At 32.1% G+C, this 26,999-nt stretch carries 24 protein-coding genes and 2 tRNA genes; 13 read left to right on the top strand and 13 right to left on the bottom strand.

All coding sequences use genetic code 11. From position 1 onward, the window contains the following. Complete coding sequence (locus QBK95_RS14230) at window positions 1-876, bottom strand: LytR/AlgR family response regulator transcription factor (protein WP_280934892.1); 876 nt, start codon at window positions 874-876, stop codon at window positions 1-3. Between the two features lie 208 nt (window positions 877-1,084). Further along, window positions 1,085-1,169, bottom strand: a tRNA-Ser gene (locus QBK95_RS14225). A 171-nt stretch (window positions 1,170-1,340) separates the two neighbouring features. On the opposite strand from QBK95_RS14225, the gene QBK95_RS14220 reads away from it, so the two are divergent. Beyond that, a complete protein-coding gene (locus QBK95_RS14220) occupies window positions 1,341-2,390 on the top strand; it encodes a M28 family metallopeptidase (protein ID WP_280934891.1) in 1,050 nt (349 codons plus the stop codon). A gap of 69 nt (window positions 2,391-2,459) precedes the next feature. Here QBK95_RS14220 and QBK95_RS14215 read toward each other — a convergent pair. From QBK95_RS14215 to QBK95_RS14200, 4 genes are all read right to left on the bottom strand, one after another. Beyond that, a tRNA-His gene (locus QBK95_RS14215) sits at window positions 2,460-2,535 on the bottom strand. A 59-nt stretch (window positions 2,536-2,594) separates the two neighbouring features. Continuing rightward, on the bottom strand, window positions 2,595-3,311 hold the full coding sequence (gene bshB1 / locus QBK95_RS14210; RefSeq protein WP_280934889.1) for a bacillithiol biosynthesis deacetylase BshB1: 717 nt from the start codon (window positions 3,309-3,311) through the stop codon (window positions 2,595-2,597). Window position 3,312: 1 nt separating this feature from the next. Then, on the bottom strand, window positions 3,313-4,482 hold the full coding sequence (locus QBK95_RS14205; RefSeq protein WP_280934887.1) for a trans-sulfuration enzyme family protein: 1,170 nt from the start codon (window positions 4,480-4,482) through the stop codon (window positions 3,313-3,315). Between the two features lie 104 nt (window positions 4,483-4,586). Then, window positions 4,587-6,836, bottom strand: a complete 2,250-nt coding sequence (locus tag QBK95_RS14200) for a tetratricopeptide repeat-containing hybrid sensor histidine kinase/response regulator (protein WP_280934886.1) — start codon at window positions 6,834-6,836, stop codon at window positions 4,587-4,589. A gap of 276 nt (window positions 6,837-7,112) precedes the next feature. Here QBK95_RS14200 and QBK95_RS14195 point away from each other — a divergent pair, with 276 nt between their 5' ends. The 9 genes from QBK95_RS14195 (at window position 7,113) to ribB (ending at window position 15,509) form a co-directional block, all read left to right on the top strand. Further along, window positions 7,113-7,751 (top strand): peroxiredoxin, encoded by a 639-nt coding sequence (locus tag QBK95_RS14195; RefSeq protein ID WP_280934884.1) that lies wholly within the window; start codon window positions 7,113-7,115, stop codon window positions 7,749-7,751. 77 nt (window positions 7,752-7,828) lie between these two features. Further along, window positions 7,829-8,143 (top strand): thioredoxin family protein, encoded by a 315-nt coding sequence (locus QBK95_RS14190; RefSeq protein WP_280934883.1) that lies wholly within the window; start codon window positions 7,829-7,831, stop codon window positions 8,141-8,143. Further along, window positions 8,124-8,381, top strand: coding sequence for a DUF6952 family protein (locus QBK95_RS14185; RefSeq protein WP_280934881.1), 258 nt, complete (start codon window positions 8,124-8,126; stop codon window positions 8,379-8,381). The genes QBK95_RS14190 and QBK95_RS14185 overlap by 20 nt, the downstream gene beginning before the upstream one ends. Window positions 8,382-8,501: 120 nt before the next feature. Further along, window positions 8,502-9,002: a thiol peroxidase gene (gene tpx / locus QBK95_RS14180; protein ID WP_280934879.1), complete on the top strand. Its 501-nt coding sequence runs from the start codon at window positions 8,502-8,504 to the stop codon at window positions 9,000-9,002. Window positions 9,003-9,009: 7 nt separating this feature from the next. Then, window positions 9,010-9,378 (top strand): diacylglycerol kinase, encoded by a 369-nt coding sequence (locus QBK95_RS14175; RefSeq protein ID WP_280934877.1) that lies wholly within the window; start codon window positions 9,010-9,012, stop codon window positions 9,376-9,378. Between the two features lie 67 nt (window positions 9,379-9,445). Further along, complete coding sequence (locus QBK95_RS14170) at window positions 9,446-11,917, top strand: FtsK/SpoIIIE family DNA translocase (RefSeq protein WP_280934875.1); 2,472 nt, start codon at window positions 9,446-9,448, stop codon at window positions 11,915-11,917. 55 nt (window positions 11,918-11,972) lie between these two features. Continuing rightward, window positions 11,973-12,605 carry an outer membrane lipoprotein periplasmic chaperone LolA1 gene (gene lolA1, locus QBK95_RS14165; protein ID WP_280935056.1) on the top strand — a complete coding sequence of 211 codons (633 nt, stop codon included), beginning with the start codon at window positions 11,973-11,975 and terminating at the stop codon, window positions 12,603-12,605. A gap of 74 nt (window positions 12,606-12,679) precedes the next feature. Further along, window positions 12,680-14,140, top strand: a complete 1,461-nt coding sequence (locus QBK95_RS14160) for an LptF/LptG family permease (protein WP_280934873.1) — start codon at window positions 12,680-12,682, stop codon at window positions 14,138-14,140. 217 nt (window positions 14,141-14,357) lie between these two features. Further along, window positions 14,358-15,509 carry a 3,4-dihydroxy-2-butanone-4-phosphate synthase gene (gene ribB, locus QBK95_RS14155; RefSeq protein ID WP_280934871.1) on the top strand — a complete coding sequence of 384 codons (1,152 nt, stop codon included), beginning with the start codon at window positions 14,358-14,360 and terminating at the stop codon, window positions 15,507-15,509. 12 nt (window positions 15,510-15,521) lie between these two features. On the opposite strand, the gene QBK95_RS14150 is transcribed toward ribB, so the two are convergent. From QBK95_RS14150 to QBK95_RS14140, 3 genes are all read right to left on the bottom strand, one after another. Beyond that, complete coding sequence (locus QBK95_RS14150) at window positions 15,522-16,712, bottom strand: DegT/DnrJ/EryC1/StrS family aminotransferase (RefSeq protein WP_280934868.1); 1,191 nt, start codon at window positions 16,710-16,712, stop codon at window positions 15,522-15,524. Between the two features lie 84 nt (window positions 16,713-16,796). Further along, a complete protein-coding gene (locus QBK95_RS14145; RefSeq protein WP_280934866.1) occupies window positions 16,797-17,252 on the bottom strand; it encodes a thioredoxin family protein in 456 nt (151 codons plus the stop codon). Window positions 17,253-17,321: 69 nt separating this feature from the next. After that, window positions 17,322-17,951, bottom strand: coding sequence for an NAD(P)H-dependent oxidoreductase (locus tag QBK95_RS14140; RefSeq protein ID WP_280934863.1), 630 nt, complete (start codon window positions 17,949-17,951; stop codon window positions 17,322-17,324). 90 nt (window positions 17,952-18,041) lie between these two features. Between QBK95_RS14140 and QBK95_RS14135 the strand changes: the two genes are divergently transcribed. Beyond that, entirely contained in the window at window positions 18,042-18,440 is a 399-nt protein-coding gene (locus tag QBK95_RS14135) for an acyl-CoA thioesterase (protein ID WP_280934861.1), read from the top strand. 55 nt (window positions 18,441-18,495) lie between these two features. Here QBK95_RS14135 and nhaC read toward each other — a convergent pair whose 3' ends face one another. Then, a complete protein-coding gene (gene nhaC, locus QBK95_RS14130; protein WP_280934858.1) occupies window positions 18,496-19,980 on the bottom strand; it encodes a Na+/H+ antiporter NhaC in 1,485 nt (494 codons plus the stop codon). A 1,092-nt stretch (window positions 19,981-21,072) separates the two neighbouring features. On the opposite strand from nhaC, the gene QBK95_RS14125 reads away from it, so the two are divergent. Continuing rightward, window positions 21,073-21,705: a CPBP family intramembrane glutamic endopeptidase gene (locus tag QBK95_RS14125; protein WP_280934857.1), complete on the top strand. Its 633-nt coding sequence runs from the start codon at window positions 21,073-21,075 to the stop codon at window positions 21,703-21,705. Here the strand turns inward: QBK95_RS14125 and QBK95_RS14120 are convergent. Genes QBK95_RS14120 through QBK95_RS14110 form a run of 3 tightly spaced genes read right to left on the bottom strand, consistent with a single transcriptional unit; the run spans window position 21,702 to window position 23,589 of the window. Further along, a complete protein-coding gene (locus QBK95_RS14120; protein ID WP_280934855.1) occupies window positions 21,702-22,274 on the bottom strand; it encodes a non-canonical purine NTP diphosphatase in 573 nt (190 codons plus the stop codon). The genes QBK95_RS14125 and QBK95_RS14120 overlap by 4 nt on opposite strands. A gap of 42 nt (window positions 22,275-22,316) precedes the next feature. Continuing rightward, window positions 22,317-22,841, bottom strand: coding sequence for a KdsC family phosphatase (locus tag QBK95_RS14115; RefSeq protein WP_280934852.1), 525 nt, complete (start codon window positions 22,839-22,841; stop codon window positions 22,317-22,319). Then, window positions 22,825-23,589, bottom strand: coding sequence for a Rossmann-like and DUF2520 domain-containing protein (locus QBK95_RS14110; protein ID WP_280934850.1), 765 nt, complete (start codon window positions 23,587-23,589; stop codon window positions 22,825-22,827). The genes QBK95_RS14115 and QBK95_RS14110 overlap by 17 nt, the downstream gene beginning before the upstream one ends. A 132-nt stretch (window positions 23,590-23,721) precedes the next feature. Between QBK95_RS14110 and QBK95_RS14105 the strand changes: the two genes are divergently transcribed. After that, window positions 23,722-26,877, top strand: coding sequence for a cytochrome c biogenesis protein CcsA (locus QBK95_RS14105; protein WP_280934848.1), 3,156 nt, complete (start codon window positions 23,722-23,724; stop codon window positions 26,875-26,877). Window positions 26,878-26,999: the final 122 nt, after the last annotated feature.

The raw sequence follows: 26,999 nt of genomic DNA, 5'->3' as shown, positions 1-26,999 counted from the left end.
TTAAGAGAGGAATTGTTTTACGTTTTTTAGATTGCTTTTCGAAATTGGAATTGTAATATCGTTAGAAAGAATTAGTTTTGGGTTTCCGGATAAACTTAATTCTTTTGTGCTATCCATGTTTACAATTGCTTTTCTGTGTACTCTCAGAAAATTGTTACTTAATTTCTCTTCTAAACTCTTTAGAGTACTTCGCATCACATGAGTGTTACCATTATTTGTATGTACTTTTACACAATAATCATCGGCTTCTATCCATTGAATTTCTGAAGTCGGTATGATTTTGCGTTTGTTTCCTGTTTTGATATTGAGAATGGTTGTTTTATCATCTACTCTTTCTCGTAGTTGTTGATACAAATCTTTATTGATCTCTTTTATTTCAGATAATTTTTGAACCTTGATTTGTAGTTGCTCATTAGAGAAATATAAATATAAAATAATAGTAATAGCAAAGTAGCCTAAGGTATATACTGGGGTTTTTTGAAATATAAAAAATGGCAGATATTCGTTAAGAAATAGGTTTATGGAAAAGGTATCTCCAGATCGCAATTGCTGTAAAGATGCAATAGTTAATATACATAAAAAGACCAACCCAAATACTATAAATACATAGTGTGCGATGTCCGTAATTGTGTTTTTTTTGGAGTTTGTTTTGGCTTTAACCACCCAAATCAAGATTAATGAAAATAATATCCAAATGATCCAGCTATAAGATTGGCTTTTTAAAAGGTAGAAAAAAGAGACGTCAGATACAAGATTGTATCTTCTGATGTAATAAAGTTGTTGTAATGTTTCAAAAGTGATAGCAATAACTAATGTAAGGAAGATAATAATTAAGCTTCCTTTAAGGTTTGATGATTTTGAAACAGTGTTTGTCATTTGAAATCTTTACAAAACAAATTTAGTTGATTTTATTTGTAGTGTATAATTCATTCGTACTTATGCAAAACCTTGGTTTAAAATTCGTGGTAAAGAATACTTTAATTTTGATAAGGAAAGTCTAATTCGGAGTGTATGTTTGGGGGTTAAAAATTCTAGATTCTTGTAAAATAAAAACGCTTCATCAAAAGATGAAGCGTTTTATCTGCGGAGAAAGAGGGATTCGAACCCCCGGAGGTGTGACCCTCAACAGTTTTCAAGACTGCCGCATTCGACCACTCTGCCATTTCTCCAGTGTTTAGTCTCATCAGGTATTTCCTGAATGCGGGTGCAAATATAATAACCTTTTTTAATTCTATAAAGATTTTTTCCAATTAATTTCAAGGTTCTTTCTTTTAAGAAAACATTTGCTAAATCATATGTCTCTAAATCTGTATATTGCATATACCAAATACAATAATAAGATGAGAGATATTTTAATCATATTTAGTTTGTCGGTACTATATTCTTGTGGAAGCTGGCATGATTCATCAAATTCGGGGAGTTCTAATTCTTCAAAAGCGAAAAAAGGAAAATTAGATATTACGTCTTATGCTGAAACTATTACTTCTAATGAGCTTAAAACGTATTTGTTTAAGTTTGCGGGAGATGAATTTGAAGGAAGAGATACTGGGGAACCAGGGCAGAAAAAAGCAGCAGATTTTTTAAAAGAAGCGTATAAAAAAATGGGAATACCTTCTCCTATGGGAGGAGATGATTATTTTCAAGAAATACCAGAAAGTTATTTCAGAGGTGGTATTAAATCATCAGAGAATGTATTGGCTTATATAAAAGGTACTGAAAAACCAGATGAGATAGTGGTTATATCTGCACATTATGACCATGTGGGCATGGATAATAAAGGAAATGTTTTTAATGGCGCAGATGATGATGGTTCTGGTACAGTTAGTATGTTGGAAATAGCGGAGGCTTTTGTTGAAGCTTCTAAAAATGGGCATGGACCTAAGAGATCTATTTTGTTTTTACATGTGACAGGCGAAGAGAAAGGGCTGTATGGTTCTAAATATTATACTGAAAACCCTGTTTTTCCATTGGAAAACACAGTAACTGATCTTAATATTGATATGATCGGTAGGATTGATAAGGCGCATGAAGGAGATGATAAGAGTAATTATGTGTACTTAATAGGAAGTGATAGGTTGAGTACTGAGTTGCATAATTTAAGCGAAGAAGTTAATGATAAGTATACAAAGCTAAATTTAGATTATACGTATAATGCAAAAGATGATCCTAATCGATTTTATTATAGAAGTGATCATTACAATTTTGCAAAACATAATATTCCTATCATATTTTATTTTAATGGAGTTCACGATGATTATCATCAGATTTCTGATACTCCAGATAAAATTGAATATGATCTTATGACTAAACGAGCTAAATTAGTTTTTTACACGGCTTGGGAAGTGGCTAATAGAGAAAACAGATTAGTGGTTGATGGTGTTAAGGAGTAGGTGCTGTTTTTATGTCATTTGTTAAAATAAAAAAAGACTCTGCATACACAGAGTCTTTTTTTTATAGAAGGGTGGAAGACGGGATTCGAACCCGCGACCCTTGGTACCACAAACCAATGCTCTAACCAACTGAGCTACAACCACCATTTAATTTCGGCTGCAAAAATAAGGCATTTTTATATTTCTACAAAGCAAAAAATGAAATTATATTAGATCAAAAATAGAACTTACTGCTACATAGCGTTCTACCGTATAACCTTCAGCATAATCAACTCCAATAATCCTACCTAAATCAGCTGCTCGATACTCAATACTATCTTTAAAGTTCTTACTGGATATTGGTGTAGATGGAGCATTATTATTTGTGTCATAGAATTGCGAGGCATAAGCCATAACACTTTCCATTTTTTTATCCATGTACCCACTAATATCTACAACAAAATCAGGTTCAATATTTTTCCATTGTATATAATGATATACTTTTTTTGGTCTCCAGGGATCTTGCGATACATCATTATAAGAAGTTTCTATTTTTCGTAAACCAGATAAAAAACAAGCATCACTAACCAATTTACTTCCTTTTCCATGATCAATATGACGATCATCGACTGCATTGCAAAGCACTATTTCTGGTTTGTATTTTCTTATGATTTTTATAACAGCCAATTGGTGTTCTTCGTTATTTATAAAGAAACCATCTCTAAAACCTAAATTTTCTCTGATTGAAACTCCTAGTATTGAAGCTGCATTTTTAGCCTCTTGATCTCTTATTTCAGGAGTCCCTCTAGTACCTAATTCTCCACGAGTAAGATCAAGTATTCCTACCTTTTTACCGTTATCTATTTCTTTTGCCAGTGTCCCAGAACAACTTAATTCTACGTCATCAGGGTGCGCGCCTATTGCCAAAATATCTAATTTCATACTAGTGTTCTAGTTCTAATACTTTAACTTTTTGTAATGCTTGTTCAATATCTTTAATTAAATCTTCTTTTTCCTCAATACCTAAACTGAGTCTTAAAAGATTATCACTAATGCCTTGTTTTTGTCTTTCATCTTCTGTCAATAAAGCATGCGAAGTAAGGCTAGGAGAGAGAATTGTACTTTCTACGCCTGCTAAACTCATAGAACTTTTAATGAGATTTAATTCTTTTTGAAATTTACTAGCATCCAATCCTTCATTTAATTCAAAAGAAAGCATTCCTCCATATCCACTCATTTGTCTTTTTGCTATTTGATAATCAGGATGGGATTTTAAACCTGGATAATGCACAGCTGCAATATCAGGATGCTTTTCTAACCATTTAGCGATTTTTTTAGCGTTTTTATTTTGCTGCTTAACTCTTAATCCTAAAGTTTTAATACTTCGTTCTAGCATCCAAACCGTAAAATCACTTAAGCTACCTCCTAAGTTTTTTGCTAAATGAAATATTTGTTCAATGTTTTTTTCGGTAGTGATAACTGCTCCTGCAAGTATATCACTATGTCCTCCCAGATACTTTGTGGCAGAATGTATAACAATATCGATTCCTAGAGTAATGGGGTTTTGATTTACTGGCGATGCAAAGGTGTTATCAATCATTGTAATAATTCCCTTTTTTTTCGCCAATCCTGAAATTGCTTTTATATCAGTTATCGTTAATAAAGGATTAGAAGGGGTTTCTATGTAAATCACTTTAGTGTTTTCCTGAATTTTCTCTTCAAAACCTTGTTCGTTTTGGGTATCAACATAAGAATACTCTATTCCGTATTTGCTAAACTCTTCATTAACCAGGTTTGCAGTACCACCATATAGTGTACGTTGCAATACAATATGATCTCCTTTTTGAAGAAAAGCTAATAATGTTGTACTGATAGCGGCCATACCACTCCCAAAAATAAGGGATGCTTCTCCTTTTTCTAATTTAGCAATTTTCTTACTTAATGCTTCCTGATTTGGGGTGTTAAAATAGCGAGGATACCTTTTTATATTGACATCTTCAAAAGCATATGAAGTTGATAGATATATTGGTGATATTGCACCTTTAAATTGTTTATCTTCAATCTCTCCAGCGTGAGTGCATATGGTATTAAAACCTTTGTTTTCTGAGTTCATTTTTGTGTAATCATCTAGAATTTCAGCTCTAAAAGTAATATATTCAAAAATAAATTGAATAAGCTTTAACAGAATAATAAATTATAAGGTAAGCCTCTGTGTGGTTAATTTATGTATTTGACCTTAGAGATATTTTTCATTATAGTTTGAAAGAACTGTTGCGTATCATATGGTTTAATGATCACATCATTCATACCAACAGATAACGCTTGATCTCTTATTTCTCCTTCTTCTACAGCTGTAAGTGCAATTATAGGGATGTGAGTATTAAAAGTACGTATTACGGTAGTGGCATCAAGTCCATTCATTTCTGGCATATTGATGTCCATTAGTACAAGATCAAAACTTTCCTTTTTTATCATTTCGATAGCATCCATACCATTGTTTGCTAAGTCGCAAGTATACCCTTTTTTCTTTAAAATATTTTGAGTAACAATTTGATTGATTTTATTGTCATCGACAATTAGAATATTGAAGTTTGTAGTACCGATACTAATAGTTTCTCCGCGATTAGAAGATAAGTCTTGTTCTTTAATTGCTTTTTCGTAATATAGGTCAAATGTAAACTCTGATCCAACTCCTTCTTCACTATCAATAATAATCTCACTATTATGTAGATGAATTAATTTTTTTACAATAGCTAAGCCCAGTCCCGTACCTTCATATTCTTGATTTTGATTTTTTACTTGAGCAAAATTATCAAAAATGGTAGCCTGTTTGCTTTTTGGAATCCCAATACCATCATCTTTTATGATAAATCGTAACTTGTAATTATCATCTTGATACTCTAAACATTTTACCTTTATCCAGATGTTCCCATTATTTGTGAACTTAAGAGCATTACCAACAAGGTTGATTAATATTTGAGATAGTCTCACAGAATCTCCTAATAAAGTAGTCTTTATATTTCTATCGATATCTATATGAACACTGTTGTTGTTGTTGTGTTTTTGTTTAGAATGAAGAGAATTGACAATTCCTTCAATAAGTGATCTTAAATCAAAAGAAACTTTTTCTAATTTCACTTCATTGGTTTCAATTTTACTTAATTGTAAAACATCATTAATTAAAGCTAACAGATAATCACCAGAAAATTTAAGAGATTCTAAATATTCATTTTTCTTCTTTTCTTCCGGATGTTCCATTAATAAAGAAGTAAGTCCAATAACTCCATAAAGAGGAGTTCTTAATTCATGACTTACAGTAGATATGAATTGAGATTTTAATGTTGAAACCTGTTCTGCAGTCTCTTTTGCATTCACAAGTTCCTTATTTTTTTCTATAAGATCATTATTAAGTTTTTTCTTTTGAAGGTTGTTTTTATATGCGCTGATTAAAAAAGCAAGAGAAATAAGAATAAGAACAACACCAAGAATAATACTTATTTGCCATTTGATTTCTTTTGAAAAATTTTTGTCTATAACTTCAGTAGCTTGTTTTGCTTTATCCTTATAATTAGCTACGTCATATTCGACAATAGTTTTTTGTAATTCGATTTCCTTTATGAGATCTTCTGATCGAGAAATACTTTGATAATGTTTCTCGAGATACGGAATTGCTGACTCGAACTCCTTTTGTGCTTTAAAAACTTTATACCTTGTTAAGTAAGAAGTAGATAATTCGATATGATATCTGGAAATTACACTTTTGCTGTTACCAGAAGTATTTTTAATTTCTTCTTTTGCAAATGATATTGCATCTTCTATATGTTCATTTGCTCTATCATAATTTCTTACTCTTAGAAAATATTTCCCAAGTAAATTACTTAGTTTAGTTTTTTCAGTGTTTGGGATGTTCATCTCATCACCAATTAAAGCCCTTACTTTGGTAAGTTTTTCATAACAGGTTTTGTAATCTTTATTACTAATATAGTAATCGGCAAGATTTAGTAAGGGTTTAACCATTTTAGTTGTATCCTTTACTGTTTTGGCATAAATATATGCATCTTCATAATACTCAAGTCCTTTACCTATAGTAGAATCCGTTTTGACGTATAAGTTCCCTAAATTGTTGTATAGTTTAGCCTTTAGATGTATTGTTTTGGATCGAGATGCAAAAGTAACTGCCGTTCTATAATTTTTTATAGCCTCACCTTCTTGCTTATTTAGTTCATGTACTTGAGCGTACATATGAAATATTTTTGCTAAGCTTCTATCGTCATTGTTAAACTGTGCGGTCTTAAATGCAGTACGTGCTTTTTTTAGAGCTTGATCATATTTGTAATCTTCTAATAGAACTTTAGCATCTTCTATAAGCGATTCAATACTCTCTTCTTCAAGATCGGATTGAGCCTTTACAGATACCGCCATAGTTACTAATAGTAGTACAATTATATCTCTTATAAAGTTCTTCAACTCATACATTTTTTTGGTAACCCACTTAAGCGAAAATACAAAAATAGATTTAACAAAGTGTAAATCGTCGTCTAAAAAGAACAATTAATCCGTAATTTATGTAAGGTATTTTGTTTTTTTTGTAAGAATAAACGAAAACAATGAAGGAATAACTATGTATTAGAAAAAACTATCAATACATAGAAAATTAAAATTATTCTACTATAAAAGAGCGCATAGTAGATGTATATTTGCGGCTTTAAAAATTAATTAATCATAAATATAAAAAGTTCAAAAATGGCATTTGTAGGTAAAAAATTTCCAAACCTTGACGTTGACGCAATGAATGATATGGGCGATACATTCAAAATTAATGTATTGGAAGAAGCGAAAAATAACAATAAAAAAGTATTGCTTTTTTGGTATCCAAAAGATTTTACTTTTGTATGCCCAACAGAGCTGCATGCGTTTCAAGAAGCTTTAGCTGAGTTTGAAAAAAGAAACACCATAGTAATAGGTGCTTCTTGTGATACTCCAGAAGTTCATTTTGCGTGGTTAAATACATCTAAAGATAACGGAGGAATTGAAGGTGTTACATACCCTATTTTAGCCGATTCTAACCGTAATCTTTCTGGAACATTAGGAATTTTAGATATTACTAATGAAACTTATAACGAAGAAACTGGTGTAGTAACTGTAGAAGGAGATAACGTAACCTATAGAGCAACTTATTTAATCGATGAAGAAGGTACTGTTTTTCATGAAGGTGTAAATCATATGCCAGTAGGAAGAAATGTAGCCGAGTTTTTAAGATTGATTGATGCATACGCTCATGTACAAAAAAATGGAGAAGTATGTCCAGCAAACTGGGAAGAAGGAAAAGATGCAATGTCTGCTAATAGAGATGGAGTAGCTTCTTACTTAGCTTCTCATTAATATATAGACTATTCAAATATAACTTCTCTGAATATATTTTCAGAGAAGTTTATTCTTTACTTTATACTTAAAAAAATATGATTCAAGAGTTAACTACAGATAATCTTGCAGAGATAATAAGTGACACAGATACAGTAATAGTTCAGTATTCTGCTACTTGGTGCGGGAATTGTAGAATTATGAAGCCTAAATTTAAAAAACTTGCTTCAGAAAAAAGTGATGCAACTTTTATTATTGTAGATGCCGAAAAAAATCCCGAATCCCGAAAGATGGCTACCGTAGATAATCTTCCAACATTCGCAACCTTTAAGAGTGGTGCTTTTGTGAATCAAGTACAAACCAATAAATTTGATATTCTAAAAGAATTAGTAGATGAAGTTACCAGTAATTAAACATCTTACGTCTTTTGTTGAAGAAAATGATGAAGATTTTCTTGTAGAAACTATCGAAACTTTAGAAGCATTAACTGAAGTTCCTTCGTTAAAAGATGAAGAGCTAGATGTAATAGGAGAATTAATATCTAATATGTATGGCGCACTTGAAGTTCATAAACTGATTAAAAGCGGAACACCTAAGAAGGAAGCTCTAAATGGTTTTATGCAAAGAGTGATGGGGTCTATAGATACATAAAAAACTATATTTGGATATTTAAAATCTTCTTTTTTAGGAGGTTTTTTTATTTTCATAAAACTTTATATAAAATGCCATATAATCTTACTAATTTTAGTGCTCTAAAAAACACAAATTATTATGGCTACAATAAAATTAAGCGGAAACTCAATACATACAAATGGAGAATTACCTAAGGTAGGTGATAAGGCTCCTGATTTTGAACTTGTTAATACCGACTTGTCAGTGTCTAGATTGTCTGATTATAAAGGATCTAGAGTTGTTCTGAATGTATTTCCATCTGTAGATACAGGGATTTGTGCTGCTTCAGTTAGACAATTTAATAAAGAAGCCAGTAGTCTTTCGAATACCAAAGTTTTATGTATATCTAAAGATTTACCCTTTGCTCAAGCTCGATTTTGCGGAGCAGAAGGTATAGAGAATGTAGTTAATCATTCTGATTTTAGAGATGGGAAATTTGGTAAAGATTATGGTGTAGAAATTATTGATGGACCTATGAAAGGACTGCATTCTAGAGCTGTTATTGTGATTGATGAAGAAGGTACTATAGCGTATACAGAGCAAGTACCTGAGATTGTACAAGAACCAAATTATACAGATGCAATAAAAACGTTGTCTTAAGTATTATATGAGTAAAATCTCTAGTTTTATTATAGGAAGATTAAAAGGTTGTAAATATGCATTAAAAGGTGCATTACTACTGCTTAAAACAGAACCAAGTATTCAAGTTCAAGCTGTCATAGCAATTGCTATGACAGCTTTAGGTTTTTATATAGACATCACTAATGTAGAATGGATGTTACAAATTTTTGCAATTGGTCTTGTGATGAGTATAGAAGGTATAAACACTACAATAGAAGCGATTGCAGATTTTATACATCCAGATTTTCATAATAAAATAGGTTTTATTAAAGATATCGCAGCAGGAGCTGTGTTCATAGCTGCAATAACAGCAGTTATTATTGGGTGTATTATTTATATTCCGTATTTGTTATAGAAAATTTTTTTACCATTTTTACGTTCCAGTATAGATATTCGTATTTTTGCGATAACACATCCAAAAAATGGCAAAAAAAAAGGTAACAACAAAAAGGAAAACTGCTAAAAAACCTAAAACTCCTTTAAAAGAAAAATTTACTTTATCAAGACAACAAAAAGTAGTCTTAGGTAGTTTTTTGTTTTTTTTAGGAATTGCGCTGTTCTTTGCTTTTATTTCTTTTTTCTTTAATTGGAAAATAGATCAAAGCGAAATTTCTCAATTTCCTAATAGAACTGCTACGGCTAAAAACTGGCTTAGTATTTCGGGAGCTAAGGTTAGTGATTTTTTTATTTTTAGAGGTTTTGGTATTTCTGCTTTAATCCTTCCTGTTCTTATTTCGCTAACTGGAGTTTATTTGTTTTTTGATTTAAATAGAAAAAAACTTGCGGGATTTTGGTTTTGGGGTACTTTGGTCATGTTGTGGATTTCCGTGATTTTTGGATTTGTTCAAAAAGAAAGTGGATTACTTGCAGGAGTAATAGGGTATGAGGTTAATGACTTTATGCAGGATTATATTGGATTTATAGGAACCGTGCTTGTATTAGCTTTTTTTGCAATAGTCTATATCGTAGTACGTTTACGATATACTCCAGAAAAAATATCGGCTTCCTTAAAAAAGACACAAACAGAAATAAGCAAAGATTACCAATCCGCAAAAAAAATCAACGGTACTAAGAGTATTGTAAAAGAAGAAACTAAGGAGAAAGAAACTTTATCTCCAGGAGATACTAAAGATTTTTCTATAGATTCTGTTTCAGAAAAACCTAAAGAAAAAATTAGCCTTGTTGATGATAAAAAACCTATCAGTACAGCCAAAACAACGGTTAATGAATTTTATGGTAATCCAGAAAATCAGTCTGATGAAATTCCGCAAAAGCTTATTATAAAGTCCGAAGATAATCCAGAGGATATTGCAATGGAGGTAGAGACTATAATTGAAGAAGAAGTTGTAGAAAATCTTAGTGCAAAGTTAGTAAAGGATTTTGGAGAATTTGACCCAAAATTAGAGCTTGGTAATTATAAGTTTCCGACGGTAGATTTGTTAAAGGATTATTCTATTCAGAATGGTGGAATTACGATTGATCAAGGAGAACTCGAAGAAAATAAAAACCGTATTGTAGAAACTCTGAAAAACTATAAGATCGAGATAGCACAAATAAAAGCTACAGTTGGTCCTACGGTTACATTGTATGAAATTGTTCCCGAAGCTGGTATTAGGATTTCGAAAATTAAAAATCTTGAAGATGATATAGCACTTTCTTTAGCAGCATTAGGAATCCGTATTATAGCTCCAATTCCTGGTAAAGGTACAATTGGTATCGAAGTGCCTAATAAGAAATCTACGATCGTTTCGATGAGATCTGCGATTACTTCTTCAAAATTTCAAGGAGCAGAAATGGAATTACCTCTATCTTTAGGAAAAACAATTTCTAATGAAACCTTTGTAGTAGATTTAGCTAAAATGCCTCATTTATTAATGGCAGGAGCTACAGGACAAGGTAAATCTGTAGGATTAAATGCAATATTAACCTCTTTGCTATATAAAAAACATCCAGCAGAGGTTAAGTTCGTTTTAGTAGATCCAAAAAAAGTAGAACTTACGCTATTTAATAAAATAGAGCGGCATTATTTGGCCAAATTACCTGATACAGAAGAAGCTATCATAACAGATAATACAAAAGTGATTAATACTCTGAATTCTTTGTGTATAGAAATGGATACTAGATATGATCTGTTGAAAAATGCAATGGTTCGAAATATTAAGGAGTATAATACAAAATTTAAAGCTAGAAAACTTAATCCAGAAAATGGCCATAGATTTCTACCGTATATTGTTCTTGTAGTAGATGAGTTTGCGGATCTTATTATGACTGCTGGTAAGGAAGTAGAAACGCCTATTGCCAGATTAGCTCAATTAGCACGAGCAATAGGTATTCATTTAATTATTGCTACCCAACGACCATCGGTTAATGTAATTACTGGTATGATCAAAGCCAATTTCCCAGCTAGAATTGCATTTAGAGTAACTTCTAAAATTGATTCCAGAACGATATTGGATACTGGTGGTGCAGATCAGTTAATTGGACGAGGTGATATGCTGTACACACAAGGAAATGAATTGGTGCGAATACAATGTGCTTTTGTAGATACTCCAGAAGTAGAAAGGATTACCGATTATATAGGAAGTCAAAAAGCATACCCAGACGCACACTTATTACCAGAGTATCTTGGCGAAGAAAGTGGCACAAGTCTTGATATAGATGTTAAGGATAGAGATAAGCTTTTTAATGAAGCGGCAGAAGTTATTGTCACAGCACAACAAGGTTCTGCGTCTTTATTACAGAGAAAACTTAAATTAGGGTACAATAGAGCAGGGAGATTAATTGACCAATTAGAAGCTGCTGGTATTGTAGGCCCGTTTGAAGGAAGTAAAGCAAGGCAAGTCTTAGTTACTGATTTAATAGCATTGAAACAGTTACTAGATGCAGAAAAATAAGATAGCTTGCAGTAGAAAAGAGAATTTTTAAATTTTATATAGAAATAAATAGATGATCAAGAGGATATTATTTTTAGTAGTTGCCCTTTTTATGGCTAATACTCAGGCACAGGATGCAAAACAACTTTTGGATGAAGTGTCTAATAAGGTAAAAAGTTATGATAATATTGTGATAGGGTTTAAGTATGCGCTTAATAATCCAGCTGAAAATGTTTCGCAAGAGACTAGAGGAGATGTTACTTTGTTAGGGAATAAATATTTACTTAACCTAATGGGAACAGAGCAAATGTATGATGGTAATAAATTACATGTAATAATTCCTGAAGATGAAGAGATCAATATTTCTTCTCAGAGTGAAGAAGATGAAGGTAGCGTTACACCTTCTAAAATGCTTACTTTTTATGAAGAAGGATATACGTCCAAAATGGATATTGTTCAAAATGTACAAGGAAGAAAAATACAGTTTGTTAAATTAATTCCTATTGATTCTAAAAGTGAATTAAAGGAAATATTACTAGGAATTGATAAGCAAACAAAGCATATTTATAAAATGATTATGATGCAGAATAATGAGACTAATATAACGATTACAGTAACTAGTTTTAAGACAAATCAACCGCTTTCTAAGACATTATTTGTTTTTGATGAGTCAAAATATGCTAATTATTATATCAATCGTTTAGATTAATAATATATTTAGGAACAAATTTTTGAATTAATACACGTCCCGAAGATTTCGGGACTTATTTTATCGACGAATAAGTGAAAATACTTGACAAATATATTCTAACGACTTTTTTAAAGACTTTTTTTCCGCTCTTTATCATTATTATGTTTATTCTCCTGTTACAAACCATCTGGTTGTTTATATCAGAATTAGCAGGTAAGGATTTGGATTTTGATGTGATCATGAAGTTTCTAATGTTTGCAACTCCTCGATTAATACCCATGGTGTTGCCTCTAACTATTTTACTTACATCGATAATGATCTTTGGTAATTTTGCGGAGAATTATGAATTTGCCGCCATGAAATCATCTGGGATATCTTTACAGAGAGCTATGAGAACCTTGTCAGTTTTTATCTTTTTTGTGGGTATAGGTGCATTTTTATTCTCTAATACAGTAATACCTAGTTCAGAACGTAGGTTTGTTAACCTTAGAAAGAATATTGTAAAGGTCAAACCCGCAATGGCAATTACACCAAATCAATTTAATGATTTGGGAGATATAAATATAAGGGTGTCTGATAAGTATGGTGATAATGATGAATTTCTTAAAAACATTATTATCCATAAAAAAGCTGCAAGAGCTGGTAATTTTACGGTAATAAAAGCTACAGATGGAGAGTTGAAAGGGAACATTGATTCTGATTTGATAACATTGGTTCTTAATGATGGTAATTATTATGACGAGATTCAACAGAAATCGCCTAAAAGGAGAAAAAAACTGCCATTTGCTAAAACACATTTTAAGCAGTATGTACTTAACCTTGATCTATCTGCTTTGGATAATGTAGATATGGATGCTCAGCAATATAGTAAGGGATACAATATGCTTAATGTATCTGGTCTTAAGACTCAGATCGACTCTATATCAGTGCAAGTAAATGATGAGGTGAAATCTACAAGTGAAGAAGTTGATAGAAGAAATGGATTTAAAGAATTAAATAGAAACCTGAAAATTGATACGATTCAAATAGCAGAGATTGATACATTGGATCTTATTAAGGATCGATTTAATACAAAGCAAAAAGCACAAATTTATAACCTTGCATTTTCTAATGTTGAAGGGGTAATCAGAAGAATAGAGACAACCAGACGATCTTTAGAAGTTAAAAAAAGAGCACTTAATAAGTATGAAATGTCTCTACATGATAAATATGCGCTAGGCATTGCTTGTGTATTATTGTTTTTCGTAGGAGCTCCGCTTGGAGCGATTATCCGTAAAGGTGGTTTAGGGTTACCTATAGTAATAGGAGTAGTACTTTTTCTTACCTATCATTTCATTGGTATTTTTGCCAAAAATGGGGCAGAAGAAGGCGGTATTCCTCCGTTTTTGGGTTCTTGGTTGTCTACCTTTATTATATTTCCGTTAAGTATATTTTTAACGTATAGAGCCACAAGAGATAGAGGGTTTATTAGTATTGATAATTTTATTCAGCCTATACGAGACTTTTTCGAAAAACGATCAAAGTCTAAAAACGTAGAAAAACAAAATTCCTAAAAACCGGTAAACGTATCTAAGCTTTTATTGATAAAATTTCTATAACTACTGATAAAAACGCATCCTTAATCTTTGCACTATATGTTATTTTGATTTTGAATGATCATTATTATTAAAAAATGGATAATGTTTTGAACTTGATCAGATAATTATAGATACCGTTCCATTTAATGATTATATAAATTACCTTTGTCAACAAATAAAGAATTGCATAGTTATGTCACAGGTTAAAGAGACTAAAAACAAATTAAAATTGAATACTATACAAGAAGCCATTGAAGATATTCGACAAGGTAAAGTGATTATTGTTGTTGATGATGAGGATCGAGAAAATGAAGGTGATTTTTTGGCTGCAGCCGAAAAGGTTACTCCAGAGATGATTAATTTTATGGCAACTCATGGTAGGGGATTAATTTGTACTCCGATTACAGAACAGCGTTGCGAAGACCTGAAATTAAATATGATGGTCGATAATAACACAGATCCTATGGAAACTGCGTTTACGATTTCTGTGGATCTAAAAGGTGATGGAGTAACTACTGGTATCTCTGCAAGTGATCGTGCTAAAACTGTTTTGGCATTGACCAATTCTGAAACAAAAGCACATGAATTAGCGAGACCTGGTCATATTTTCCCTTTAAAAGCGAAAGAAGGAGGTGTCTTAAGACGAACAGGACATACCGAAGCAGCTATAGATTTTGCAAGATTAGCAGGGTTAAAACCTGCCGGTGTGATTGTAGAAATTATGAATGAAGATGGTACCATGGCACGTTTACCTCAATTAGTAGAAGTTGCTAAAAAATATGATCTTAAATTAGTTTCTATTGAAGACTTGGTGGCGTATCGCATGCAGCATGATTCTCTTATCGAGAAGAAAGAAGATTTTGATGTTGTAACCCGTTTCGGAACATATAGACTAAGAGCATATAAACAAACTACCAATAATCAGATTCATATCGCATTAACTAAAGGAAGTTGGGCAGATAATGAACCAGTGTTAACGCGTATTAATTCTACCCTATTTAATAATGATATCTTAGGGACGTTAACCAATAATGCGGATAAACGATTGGATGCTATGTTTACACGTATTAATAATGAAGGTAAAGGAGCTGTTGTATTTATTAATCAAGAAAGTCAATCTTTCAATCTATTAAACCGTTTAAAAGCATTGAAAGAAGTACAAACAGGTGAAGATATAGTAAAAGCACCAAAAATAGTAATGGATACCAAGGATTTTGGGATTGGAGCTCAGATTCTTCATGACCTTAATATCCATAAACTTAGATTAGTATCCAATACGGTACAACAAAAACGTGTAGGTATGATCGGATATGGGTTAGAAATAGTCGAATATGTAAACTACTAGAGTGTAGTTTCTTTATAAAACACTTTGTAGAGCTTCAACCATTTTTGAAGCTCTTTCTTTTACTTCAGTTTCTGACCAACCAACTTTTATTAAACAAGAAATTGTTTTACCCATCCATTGATCACTGGAATCAAAAGATTGATTATTTTTCTGAAGTCCTGTTTGCTGCTCCTGAGAGAGTTTATTAAGAGATTTTGGAGCTAACAAATGCTCCCACTTTTTATAATAATGCCAATTATTATCAAACCAATAAAAGCAGGCATCCACACCTTGTGCTCCAAGTGCTTGGTGCCCTTTTCTAGCCAAATCCTCTGTAGGAAGGAAAATAGTTAAAAACGCATAGCTTTCTACTCCTGTTTTGGGAACTCTTCTAAAGGTAACCCCAGAAACTTTAGACAATGCTTTTCGAAGTATAGTATAGTTTTTTTCTTGTATAGCTATTGTGTGATCTAATTTTCTCAATTGCGCAATACCAACAGCAGCATTTAATTCAGAAAGTCTATAATTATAGCCTAAAAAGGGATGTGTTTCTGCTCCACGATCATTACCAATATGATCATGTCCATGATCCTGATATTTATCGGCATTTTCTGCGTACTTTTTAGAATTGGTGATCAATCCACCACCTTCACCACAAGTAACCGTTTTTACATAATCAAAAGAGAAACAACCTAGATCTCCATAACTTCCTAAAGGTTTCCCATCGTATGTTCCTCCGATTGCTTGGCAAGCATCTTCTAATAGAATTAAATCATGTTTGTCACAAATGGTTTTTAATGCTTTAAGATCTGCCATAGAACCACACATATGTACAGGCATTATCACTTTGGTTTTTGGTGTAATAACTGCTTCAACTGCTTTTGGATCCAAGGTCAAAGTATCATCAATATCACATAATATTGGTGTAGCACCTACCGATAATATTGCTTCAAAACTGGCAACAAAAGTGAACGTTGGCATAATCACTTCATCTCCAGATCCAACACCAGCAGAAGCCAATGCTACAGTCAATGCAGCAGTACCACTTGATACCACTTGCGCATATTCGGTTTGCATTTTTGCAGCTAAATCTTTTTCCAGTTCTAAGGCTTTATGATGTCCATTTCGATTACCATCAAAACCATAACGCATTAAAACTCCATTGTCTAGTACGTCTTGAACTTCTTTTTTTTCTTCAGCTCCAAATAGCTCGAATCCTGGCATAGGTATAGTGTTAAATTAAAAACTCTTTCCAGCAAAAATACCGAAAAGAGTTTTGATTATACAGCGTGTAACTTATCTTTTTAATTAGTAATTGTCAATAATCATGGTCACAAAACTAAAGTATCTACTGGGATCTCTTAAAGACGAACTATAGGACCCTTGAGTACCAAGGACTTTGCCTTTATGATTCAAAGCAATGATATTTGGAAACCCACCTTGTTTATTGTACTTGCCTAATAGCTTTTTATTAGCTTTTAATTGCTCTTCAGAAATAATATCCGTCCTTCTGGGAATATCTACTTTTAATAAAACTATATGTTGTGATTGTTGTTTGAATTTTTCAGTATAAAAAAAATCCTCTTGAAGCATAATACAAGGTGCACACCAGTCACTACCTGTAAAATACATCAAAATAGGTTTCTTAGTATCTTCAGAAACTTGTTTAGCAGTTTCGAAATCTGTTAGCCAATGCAATTCGTCCTCTTGCGAATAAATAACAGTAGTAAGTATTAAGAGTAAAAATAAAACTACTTTCTTCATTGTATTAAATTTTAAGTAAAACAAAAATATAATATTTTATTCACACCAAATATCTTGCCACTATGTTGTTTATAAAACGATTACTGTTTCCGTAATAGGGCGTCTTACTTTTTTAAAATCTGCAAACATATCATCGTTGGCACGATATCCTATAGGTAATACCAATACAGAAGTAAGCCCAAGATCTTTAAGATTAAGTACTTCGTCATATTTTTCTGGGATGAAACCTTCCATTGGGCAAGCATCTACTTTTTCCATGGCACATACAGTTAGTAGATTTCCCATTGCCAGATAAGCTTGTTTAGCAGCCCAATTAGAAACTTCGTCTGAGGGTTTATTGGTAAAAGAATCTACCAATTGTTCTCTAAAAGGTTTAAGTATTTCTTCTGAAGTGTTTCGTATAGCTTTTACATTATCAAAATATTTAGTGATGTAATCTTTATCAACGCTATTTTCGATACAAAAAACTAAAACATGAGATGCATCTGCTACCTGTTGCTGATTCCATGAATGTTGTGTAAGCTCTTTTTGAATTTCTTTATTATGTATCACAACTAATTTTAATGGCTGTAATCCATAGGAAGTTGCTGTTAGGTTAAATGCTTGTGTAAGTATGTCTATTTTTTCTTGAGGAAGAATACGATTATTGTCGAATTTTTTGGTCGCATATCGCCATTGAAGGCTTTCTATAATTTCCATTCTATTTTTTTAAAAATATACCGCAAAGATACTGGTATAAGAATTACCTTTGATAGATAAATTGATAAGAAAAAACTATATCACTATTATATGAATACTATTGACCAACTGATCCAAAAATCTGAGACTAGAATTTTTAAAGCTGTTTTCCCTAATACTACCAATCATTATGAAACTTTGTTTGGAGGGACTGCATTGCAACTTATGGACGAGGTTTCATTTATTTGTGCTACTCGCTTTAGTAGAAAAAAAGTAGTAACGATTTCTACAGGTAAAATCGATTTTGAGAAACCAATTCCGGAAGGAACCATAATCGAACTAGTTGCTAAGGTTAGCGAAGTTGGTAGAACCAGTTGTATGGTACAAGTAGATATTTATAAAGAAGAAATGTATAATCATGATAGAGAAATAGCGGTTTCTGGATTATTTAAGTTTGTCGCAATAGATAATAACAAAAAACCAATTCCGATTATTGATCGTGTTGAATAAAAAAACGCATTCATACGAATGCGTTTTTTTATTTTCTAACAAATAAGAAATGGGTTTATTTATCTCCTAATTGTTTAATCTTTATTCTAAATGCGGCAAAAAGCAATGTCATAAAAGGGCTTAACCAATTGAATATTGCAAAAAAGAAATAATCTACAACAGGAACACCTAAAACTCCACTTTGATATGCTCCACAAGTATTCCAGGGAACCAATACAGACGTTACCGTTCCAGAGTCCTCTAATGTTCTACTTAAATTTTCTGGAGCAAGTCCTTTATCTTTAAATGCTTTTGCATACATTCTTCCAGGAACTACAATAGCTAGATATTGATCGGATGCGGTCACATTTAACGCTAAACAACTAACCACTGTACTTGCAAATAATCCGAATATAGAATCAAATAATCCTAGCAATGCTTTACTAATTCTTGCCAATGCACCAATCGCATCCATAACACCACCAAAAACCATTGCACAGACAATTAACCAGATAGTACCTAACATACCAGACATTCCTCCTGCACTAAACAGGTCATTCAGTTCTTTACTAGATGTTTCGACAGCTGTGTCTACAGTCATTGCTTGCATAACTCCTTTATAAGCTGAATTAAAATTTAGCGTATCACTACCCGCTATATTCATTACGATTTCTGGCTGAGCAATTATCGCAGCAATTGCACCTAATAAAGTTCCTGCTAATAAAGCGATTAAAGGAGGTGTTTTCTTTATAATAAGACCAATTACAATTACAGGAACAATAAATAACCAAGGAGAAATTGTAAATGCTCCTTTTATAGCCTCTAATTGTCCATCAATTTCTGGAGTACCTGAGGTGTCAATTGTGAATCCAATTATGATAAATGTTATGAGTGTAATAATAACAGTAGGAACAGTGGTATATGTCATATACTTTATATGAGAGAATAATTCTCCACCAGCCATTGCAGGAGCTAAATTGGTTGTATCTGATAAAGGAGACATTTTATCACCAAAATAAGCTCCAGAAATCACTGCACCAGCAGTCATTCCTAATGAAATACCTAATGTGTCACCGATACCAATTAATGCAATACCTACTGTAGCAGAAGTTGTCCAGGAACTACCAGTTGCTATCGAAATGATCGCACAGATAATTACACAAGCCGCTAAGAAAATGGTAGGATTAAGAATTTGTAGGCCGTAATATATCATTGTGGGTATGATACCACTTATTAGCCAAGTACCAGCCAATGATCCGACCATTAATAGTATTAGTAATGCACCAGTAGTGGATTTTACATTTCTAGCAACTTCTTCCATCATCTGCTTGTAAGATACCTTATTGAAGAATCCTACGATTGCAGCCACTGCAGCACCAAGAAGTAAAATAAATTGATTACTACCACTAAGAGCGTCATCACCAAATGCATAGTACACATTATAGAATAACATTCCCACTAAAGCAACTATAGGAATTAGTGCTTCCCAAATATTTAATTCTTTGTTTGTAATAATTTGTTCATTTTGGGGATCAGTAGGAGTGATGTTTTGGCTTTCCATATGTTATATTCGAAATTTTAAGGATGTAATGTTACGATATTAATAAAATTTATGCAACGTATTCTGTTCGTTTAATTATAAAAATATATGGAATGATTAAGAAGATAAGGATAGGAAAATCACTTAATCGAATAAATATGTATTTCATCGATAATCAAGTGTTGGTTTGGCGTATATTTTTTGTAAAAATCTATACAAAGTATACTTTTGAGGTATAGAAAAAGAAATATCGAGAGATTGAATATATAATGAAAGAGAAAGATTGGAATTGATTGTTTATGTTTTTTTGTCCCAACAAATTTAATCCACCCTAGAATTAAATTTGACAAAGTAATGAGCCTCAGAAATGAGGCTTTTTTGTGTAATTATATTTTATATAATACTTATATAAATACATAATTGTAGTGTTATTGACTGTAGTTATTTTAATAAAATAGTGGTAACTATTTGTTTTATCGATTATTTATGTATTTTATCGATTAATTGGGTTTTTAAATCCCATGTATTTCAGGGAAAAAATAACTTTTTAGTTACTTTTGAAATGTAAAAGAAGAATATCTTTAGAGTTAGTTTTTAATGTTACAATCTAAAACGGAATCATATTATTACCCTATTATTTTTTAAAGTCGAACACTTTTTTTACCCCAATTTTTTCTCCCCAATACTAATAAGCCTCACCTCAAGAGGCTTTTTTGTGTTCTTAAGTGTAAGTAATTAGTACGAATTTGATATGCAACGGTGTACTTGTTTCTTTTGATTACATAAAATCTAAAGATATTTTATTATGCACGAATTACACTTTATCGAATATATAGGTATTTTGTCGATAATCATAGTTTTTTATAATACAGTTTTTTTAAACATTTTTAAGTTCATGATGTACTTTTGAAGTGTTGTTAATGATTGATACAAGTTGAATTAGTTTTACGGTATTGCCCAATACCAAAATTTAATTACCCCAAAATCGTAAATCAAACTTTGCCCCAAATTTTGATTTCCCTAAATTAGAGCCTCTTTCCCAGAGGCTTTTTTTTATATGTAAAAATAGTACTCATTTCATTTTTTATATAGAAATTAGTAAAAAACTATAATATGCAGTCTATTTGGATCAGAGGAGCAGAGCTCTTTATATTATTTGTATTACTCCCAATTAGTTTTTTGTTTACCTATCCAATAGCAATAAAAGCTGGATTAACGATTGTTGGGTTTGTATATATATTAATACAACTTAAACGATCTGGACTTTTAAAATTGAAGCTTCCTAATAGAATATATTGGAAACCATTTTGGAAAGAAACTATTATAAAGTTAGCAATTGTGATGACGATTACTAGTTTATATGTGTTTTGGATGGCGCCAGATAAATTATTTTCTGTATTGATTAAAAAACCTCAGTTATGGATTATAATTTTATTTATATATACTTTTTTATCGGTTTGGCCCCAAGAAGTTATTTATAGAACGTTTTTTTATGATAGGTATGAAAATTTGATAGCGAATAAATGGTTATTCATTTTTATAAACGCATTATTATTTTCTTTAGCTCATATTTTTTTAAGAAGCTTTTTGGTGCAATTGCTTACTTTTATAGGAGGATTATTATTTGCGTTCACCTATCAGAAAACAAAATCCACCACTTTGGTATCCATAGAGCATGCAATCTACGGAAACTGGTTGTTTACTGTAGGTATGGGAGAGATGTTGGCGTTTCCTGGAGCTGATTAGTTATTAAGGTGTTCAATAAGTAGCTTTACGGCGTTAGCTCGATGACTTATGGTGTTTTTCTCTTCCAAAGGTAATTCTGCAAATGTTTTCTGATATCCATCTGGCAAAAAAATGGGGTCGTATCCAAAACCTTTTTCTCCTTTTTTCTCTTTAGTTATACTGCCCGAGCAGATACCAGTAAATGTTTCTAAGGTTCCATCGATGAGTAATGCTATTACAGTTTTAAATAGTGCTTTTCGGTTCTGTTTTTCCTTCAGTTGATCTATAAGCTTATTCATATTTGCCGAGGCGTCTTTAGCTGCTCCCGCATAACGGGCAGAATATACTCCAGGCGCACCATCGAGTGCTTCTACTTCTAATCCTGTATCATCAGCAAAACATGGGTATTTGTAATGCTCCTCGACATACCTAGCTTTTTGTATAGCATTACCTTCTATTGTAGGCGATGTTTCAGGAATATCTTCGGTACATCCGATATCAGATAGACTCAATAATTGAATATGAGAAGGAACAAGAGCTTGTACTTCTTTTAGTTTGTTTAGATTATTAGTTGCAAATACTAATTTCATATATGAAGTGTCCTTATTTTAATATTACATAGGTTTTAATTATTACGCTTTGGCATCATAATTCTCAATCCATTTCCCTTGTACTTTAAGTACCTGTTCAATAACATCCCTAACACAACCTTTACCACCTTTTTTAAATGAAATATATTTAGATACTTCTTTTATTTCTGCAACACCATCTTGAGGACAAGTAGGTAAACCTACAAGTTTCATAACTGGTAAATCGGGTATGTCATCACCCATATATAATACGTTTTCGATTTTAATATCGTTTTTGGTCATATATTCATTTAATTGATCAACCTTATGGTGAGCACCCAAATAAATATCTTTAATCTCTAATCCCTGAAGTCTTTTTCTAACTCCTTCATTTTTTCCACCAGAAATAATACATACATTAAACCCTTGTTGTACAGCTGTTTTTAAGGCATAACCATCTTTGATGTTCATGGTACGCAATAGTTCTCCATTAGAATCAATTAATACAGTACCATCGGTTAAAACTCCATCAACATCAAAAATAAAGGTTGTGATATGCTGTAAATATTCTTTATAACTCTTTTCCATATTTAGATTGTATAGCTTCGGTAAGCATTTTATATAGTTCTTTTTGTGAATTGCCTTTAAGAATACTCAAATGTCTTTCTATAGTTTGGGTATCTTTTCTGATTGCAGGTCCTGTCTGTGCTTTATCAGGTTCTATTTCTACTATTTTTTTTGCCGTTTCCTGTATAAGTGGATGTAAAATTTCAAAAGGGACATTGTTTTCAATACAGATCTCATTTCCAATAGAAAACATATAATTAGAGAAATTATTTACAAATACTGCGGCAACGTGTAATACACTTCTTTGTTCTGAAGAGATGTCATAGATTTTTTGTGATAATGTTGCAGCTAATTTCTTTAAAAGCACAACATCCTTTTCTAAATCTGCTTCAATACAAAATGGTACTTTAGAAAAATTCACCTCTTTACCAGCACTGAAAGTTTGTAAAGGATAAAAAACACCTCGGTTATTAGCATTGTTAATAGCTTGCATAGGTGCGCTACCAGAAGTATGTACAACCAGTCTGTTCTTAAAAGGCAATGCATTGGATACGCTTTCTATAGCATCATCACTAATGGCTAATATGTATATATCGGCATCAGCTAATTTTTTTAAATCAGTTGTTATAGTATCTTCTGTTTGATTTTCATGGAGTTTAACTCCTTGTCGATTAAAGCATTGTACTACTTTTATCGACTTTTGAATGTAAAAAGCAGCATAAAGATGTTGCGCCACATTTCCTGCACCAAGAATGACAACTGTAATCATTTGGCTAAAATAAGGAAGTTACTTTAAAAAACTGATAAGATTTATAGTTCTGTTAAAAGCAATAAATAGGGAAAAAAGTATATCTATTAATCCTGCTAAAAACACTAAATTTGCCGAGCTAAAAAAATTACAATGCAAAAGAAGTTGGCAAGTATTTTATTTTCTACCCGATTAATGGCAGTCTTGTTTATAGCATTTGCCGTGTCTATGGGTATTGGTACGTTTCTAGAAGATGATTATGGTACTACTGCAGCAAGAATATGGATATATAATACTTGGTGGTTCGAAGCTATTATGGCTTTTTTTATGATCAACTTCTGCGGAAACATAGTTCGATATAGATTATACAAAAGAGAAAAGTGGGCAACGTTATTGTTGCACCTTTCCTTTATTTTGATCATTCTAGGTGCTTTTATTACGCGATATATTAGTTATGAAGGAGTTATGCCAATACGTGAAGGTGAAACTACTTCAGAATTTCTTTCTGAAAGAACTTATTTAACAATTTTTCTAGATGGAGAGATTGATGGAGAACCCCGAAGAAGAGTAATTTCTGAAAAGTTAGAACTCGCTCAAGCTACCAATAATGATTTTACGATAGATACAGATTATAATCTTCAACCTGTTTCAATTCAATATAAAGATTATATTCAGGGAGCAGAAATGGGCTTGGTAGAAACCGAAGATGGTGAGAATTATCTGAAAATAGTAGAAGCTGGAGATGGAAATCGCCATGATCATTATCTTAAAGAAGGAGAGGTATCAAACATTCATAATATTTTGGTAGCTTTTAATATACCTACCAAAGGAGCGATTAATATATCTTATAAAAATGATGAGTACTACATAGAATCTCCTTTTGATGGTTCATACTTGCGTATGGCAGATCAGCAGCAAGGTTTGGTTATGAAAGATAGTATACAACCATTAATGTTGAGATCATTGTATCAAACCGCAGGAATGCAATTTGTAATACCTGATCCTGTGATTACTGGTAAATATGATATCATTCCTATAGAAGATAAAGAAAAAGGGCAACAAGATGCACTTATTTTTGATGTTTCTACTAATGGAGAAACTAAAGAAGTTAAGTTATTAGGAGGAAAAGGATATGCAAATGATATGCAAAAAGTATCTCTTGGAGGGTTGGATATGTATTTTAACTATGGATCTAAAAGAATGGAACTTCCTTTTTCGTTAAAACTGAATGATTTTATTGCTGAAAAGCAACCTGGTACTGAAAAAGTCTACAAATCATTTATGAGTAAAGTAGATATTGTAGAAGAAAATAAGGCATCACAACCCTATGATATATATATGAATCATGTACTGGATCATAAAGGATATCGATTTTTTCAAGCATCCTTTGATCCTGATGAAAAAGGTACCGTATTATCTGTGAATCATGATTATTGGGGAACAAAAATTACTTATGCAGGATACATGTTACTATATCTTGGATTAATGCTTATTTTATTTACAAAAGGTTCAAGATTCAAGGACTTAGAACAAATGCTAAATAAGGTAAAGTCAAAGAAGAAAGTATTAACAGCTTTGATTATATTTTCGGTTTCTACGTTTTCTTTCGCTCAAGAAGAACCTGGTCATGTGAATCACTTACAAACCCTACCTAGTAAGGTTCAATTGGATTCAGTGATCAAAGCCAATGCGGTTAGTAAAGAACATGCTGCAAAATTCGGAAGTGTAATTATTCAGGATGAACGAGGTAGAATGAAACCCGTAAATACATTTTCCTCTGAATTACTTCGAAAGCTTAGTAAAAGAGATACCTATGAAGGCTTAACCGCAGATCAGGTTTTTGTATCGATGGTTGAAAATCCATTTATTTGGTATAGCGTACCGATTATAGAAATACAAAGAGAGAATGATAGTATTCGTAAGATATTAGGAGTTTCTAAATCAGAAAGAAGAGTTTCATTAATAGATCTTGTAGAACCAGATGGATCTTATAAATTAGATCCTTATCTCGAGAGAGCTAGTAGTACAAATACTCCAAGTAGTTTTGAAAAAGATTTCTTAAAAACTCATGAAAAGTTTTACCTGTTAAATCAAGCATTAGGAGGCGGAATACTTAGGATTTTTCCAGTTCCTGAAGATGAAAATAATACATGGGTTTCTGTTCCTCAACTTAATGAATATAAATTTACAGGTATGGATTCTGTTTATACAAGACAGATTATACCTATTTATAGACAAGCACTACAAGAAGCAAGAGTTTCTGGAGATTACAGTAAACCTGATCAGTACATCAAAAGTATTAAGGATTTTCAAACAAAATTTGGTAGTGAAGTCATGCCAACAGATGAAAAAATCCAAGCTGAAATTGCACTAAATAAATATGATGTTTTTAGAACATTATATAGATATTATATGATGATTGGACTCTTACTGATTATGATTATCATACTAGGGATATTTTTTGATCTAGGGTTTATACGAATATTGATTAAAGGGTTCATCGGACTGATCATTCTTATTTTTATGGTGCATACTTCTGGTTTGATCATTAGATGGTATGTATCTGGACATGCGCCTTGGAGTGATGCCTATGAATCGATGATTTACGTAGCATGGGCTACTATGGCTTTAGGACTGGCGTTTGGTAAAAAGAGTAACCTAACTATTGCTGCAACAGCTTTTGTAGCTGCGATCATACTATTTTTTGCACATCAAAACTGGACTGACCCTGCAATTGCAAATTTACAACCAGTATTAGATTCATATTGGGTACTGATTCATGTATCTATAATTGTTGGAAGTTATGGACCATTTTTTGTCGGAGCTATTTTAGGCGTGTTGGCGTTGTTATTAATGATATTGACCACAAAATCCAATAAAAAACGTATGGACCTTACCATTAAGGAACTTACCATTATTAATGAAATGGCATTAACTATTGGATTAGTAATGTTAACGATAGGTAACTTTTTAGGAGGAATGTGGGCTAATGAAAGTTGGGGTCGCTATTGGGGTTGGGATCCAAAAGAAACTTGGGCATTGGTAAGTATTATGGTATACGCTTTTGTAATTCATATGCGATTAGTGCCTGGATTGAGAGGAAGGTGGTTTTTTAACCTGATGTCGGTATTGGCCGTTGGAGCTATATTGATGACATATTTTGGAGTAAATTTTTATTTAAAAGGACTACATTCTTATGCCAGTGGAGATCAAGTAGTAACGCCATCAGCGGTATACTATAGTGCACTCGCTTGGCTAATTTTAGGAGCGTTCTCATATTGGAGGTATACTGTACATTATAAGAAGTGATTTTCATAAAACACTGTATTTCATAAGGTTGTGTTTTTGAATAACTATACAAAAACTATACACTGCTATTTTTTTGGTATTATTGGTAACGAGATTAAATTATATCTGATATTTTTATGATT

The organism is Aquimarina mycalae (assembly GCF_029906345.1).
Lineage (GTDB): Bacteria > Bacteroidota > Bacteroidia > Flavobacteriales > Flavobacteriaceae > Aquimarina.
The sequence above is the reverse complement of the archived record's forward strand: the minus strand, read 5'-3'. Positions and strand labels throughout refer to the sequence as shown.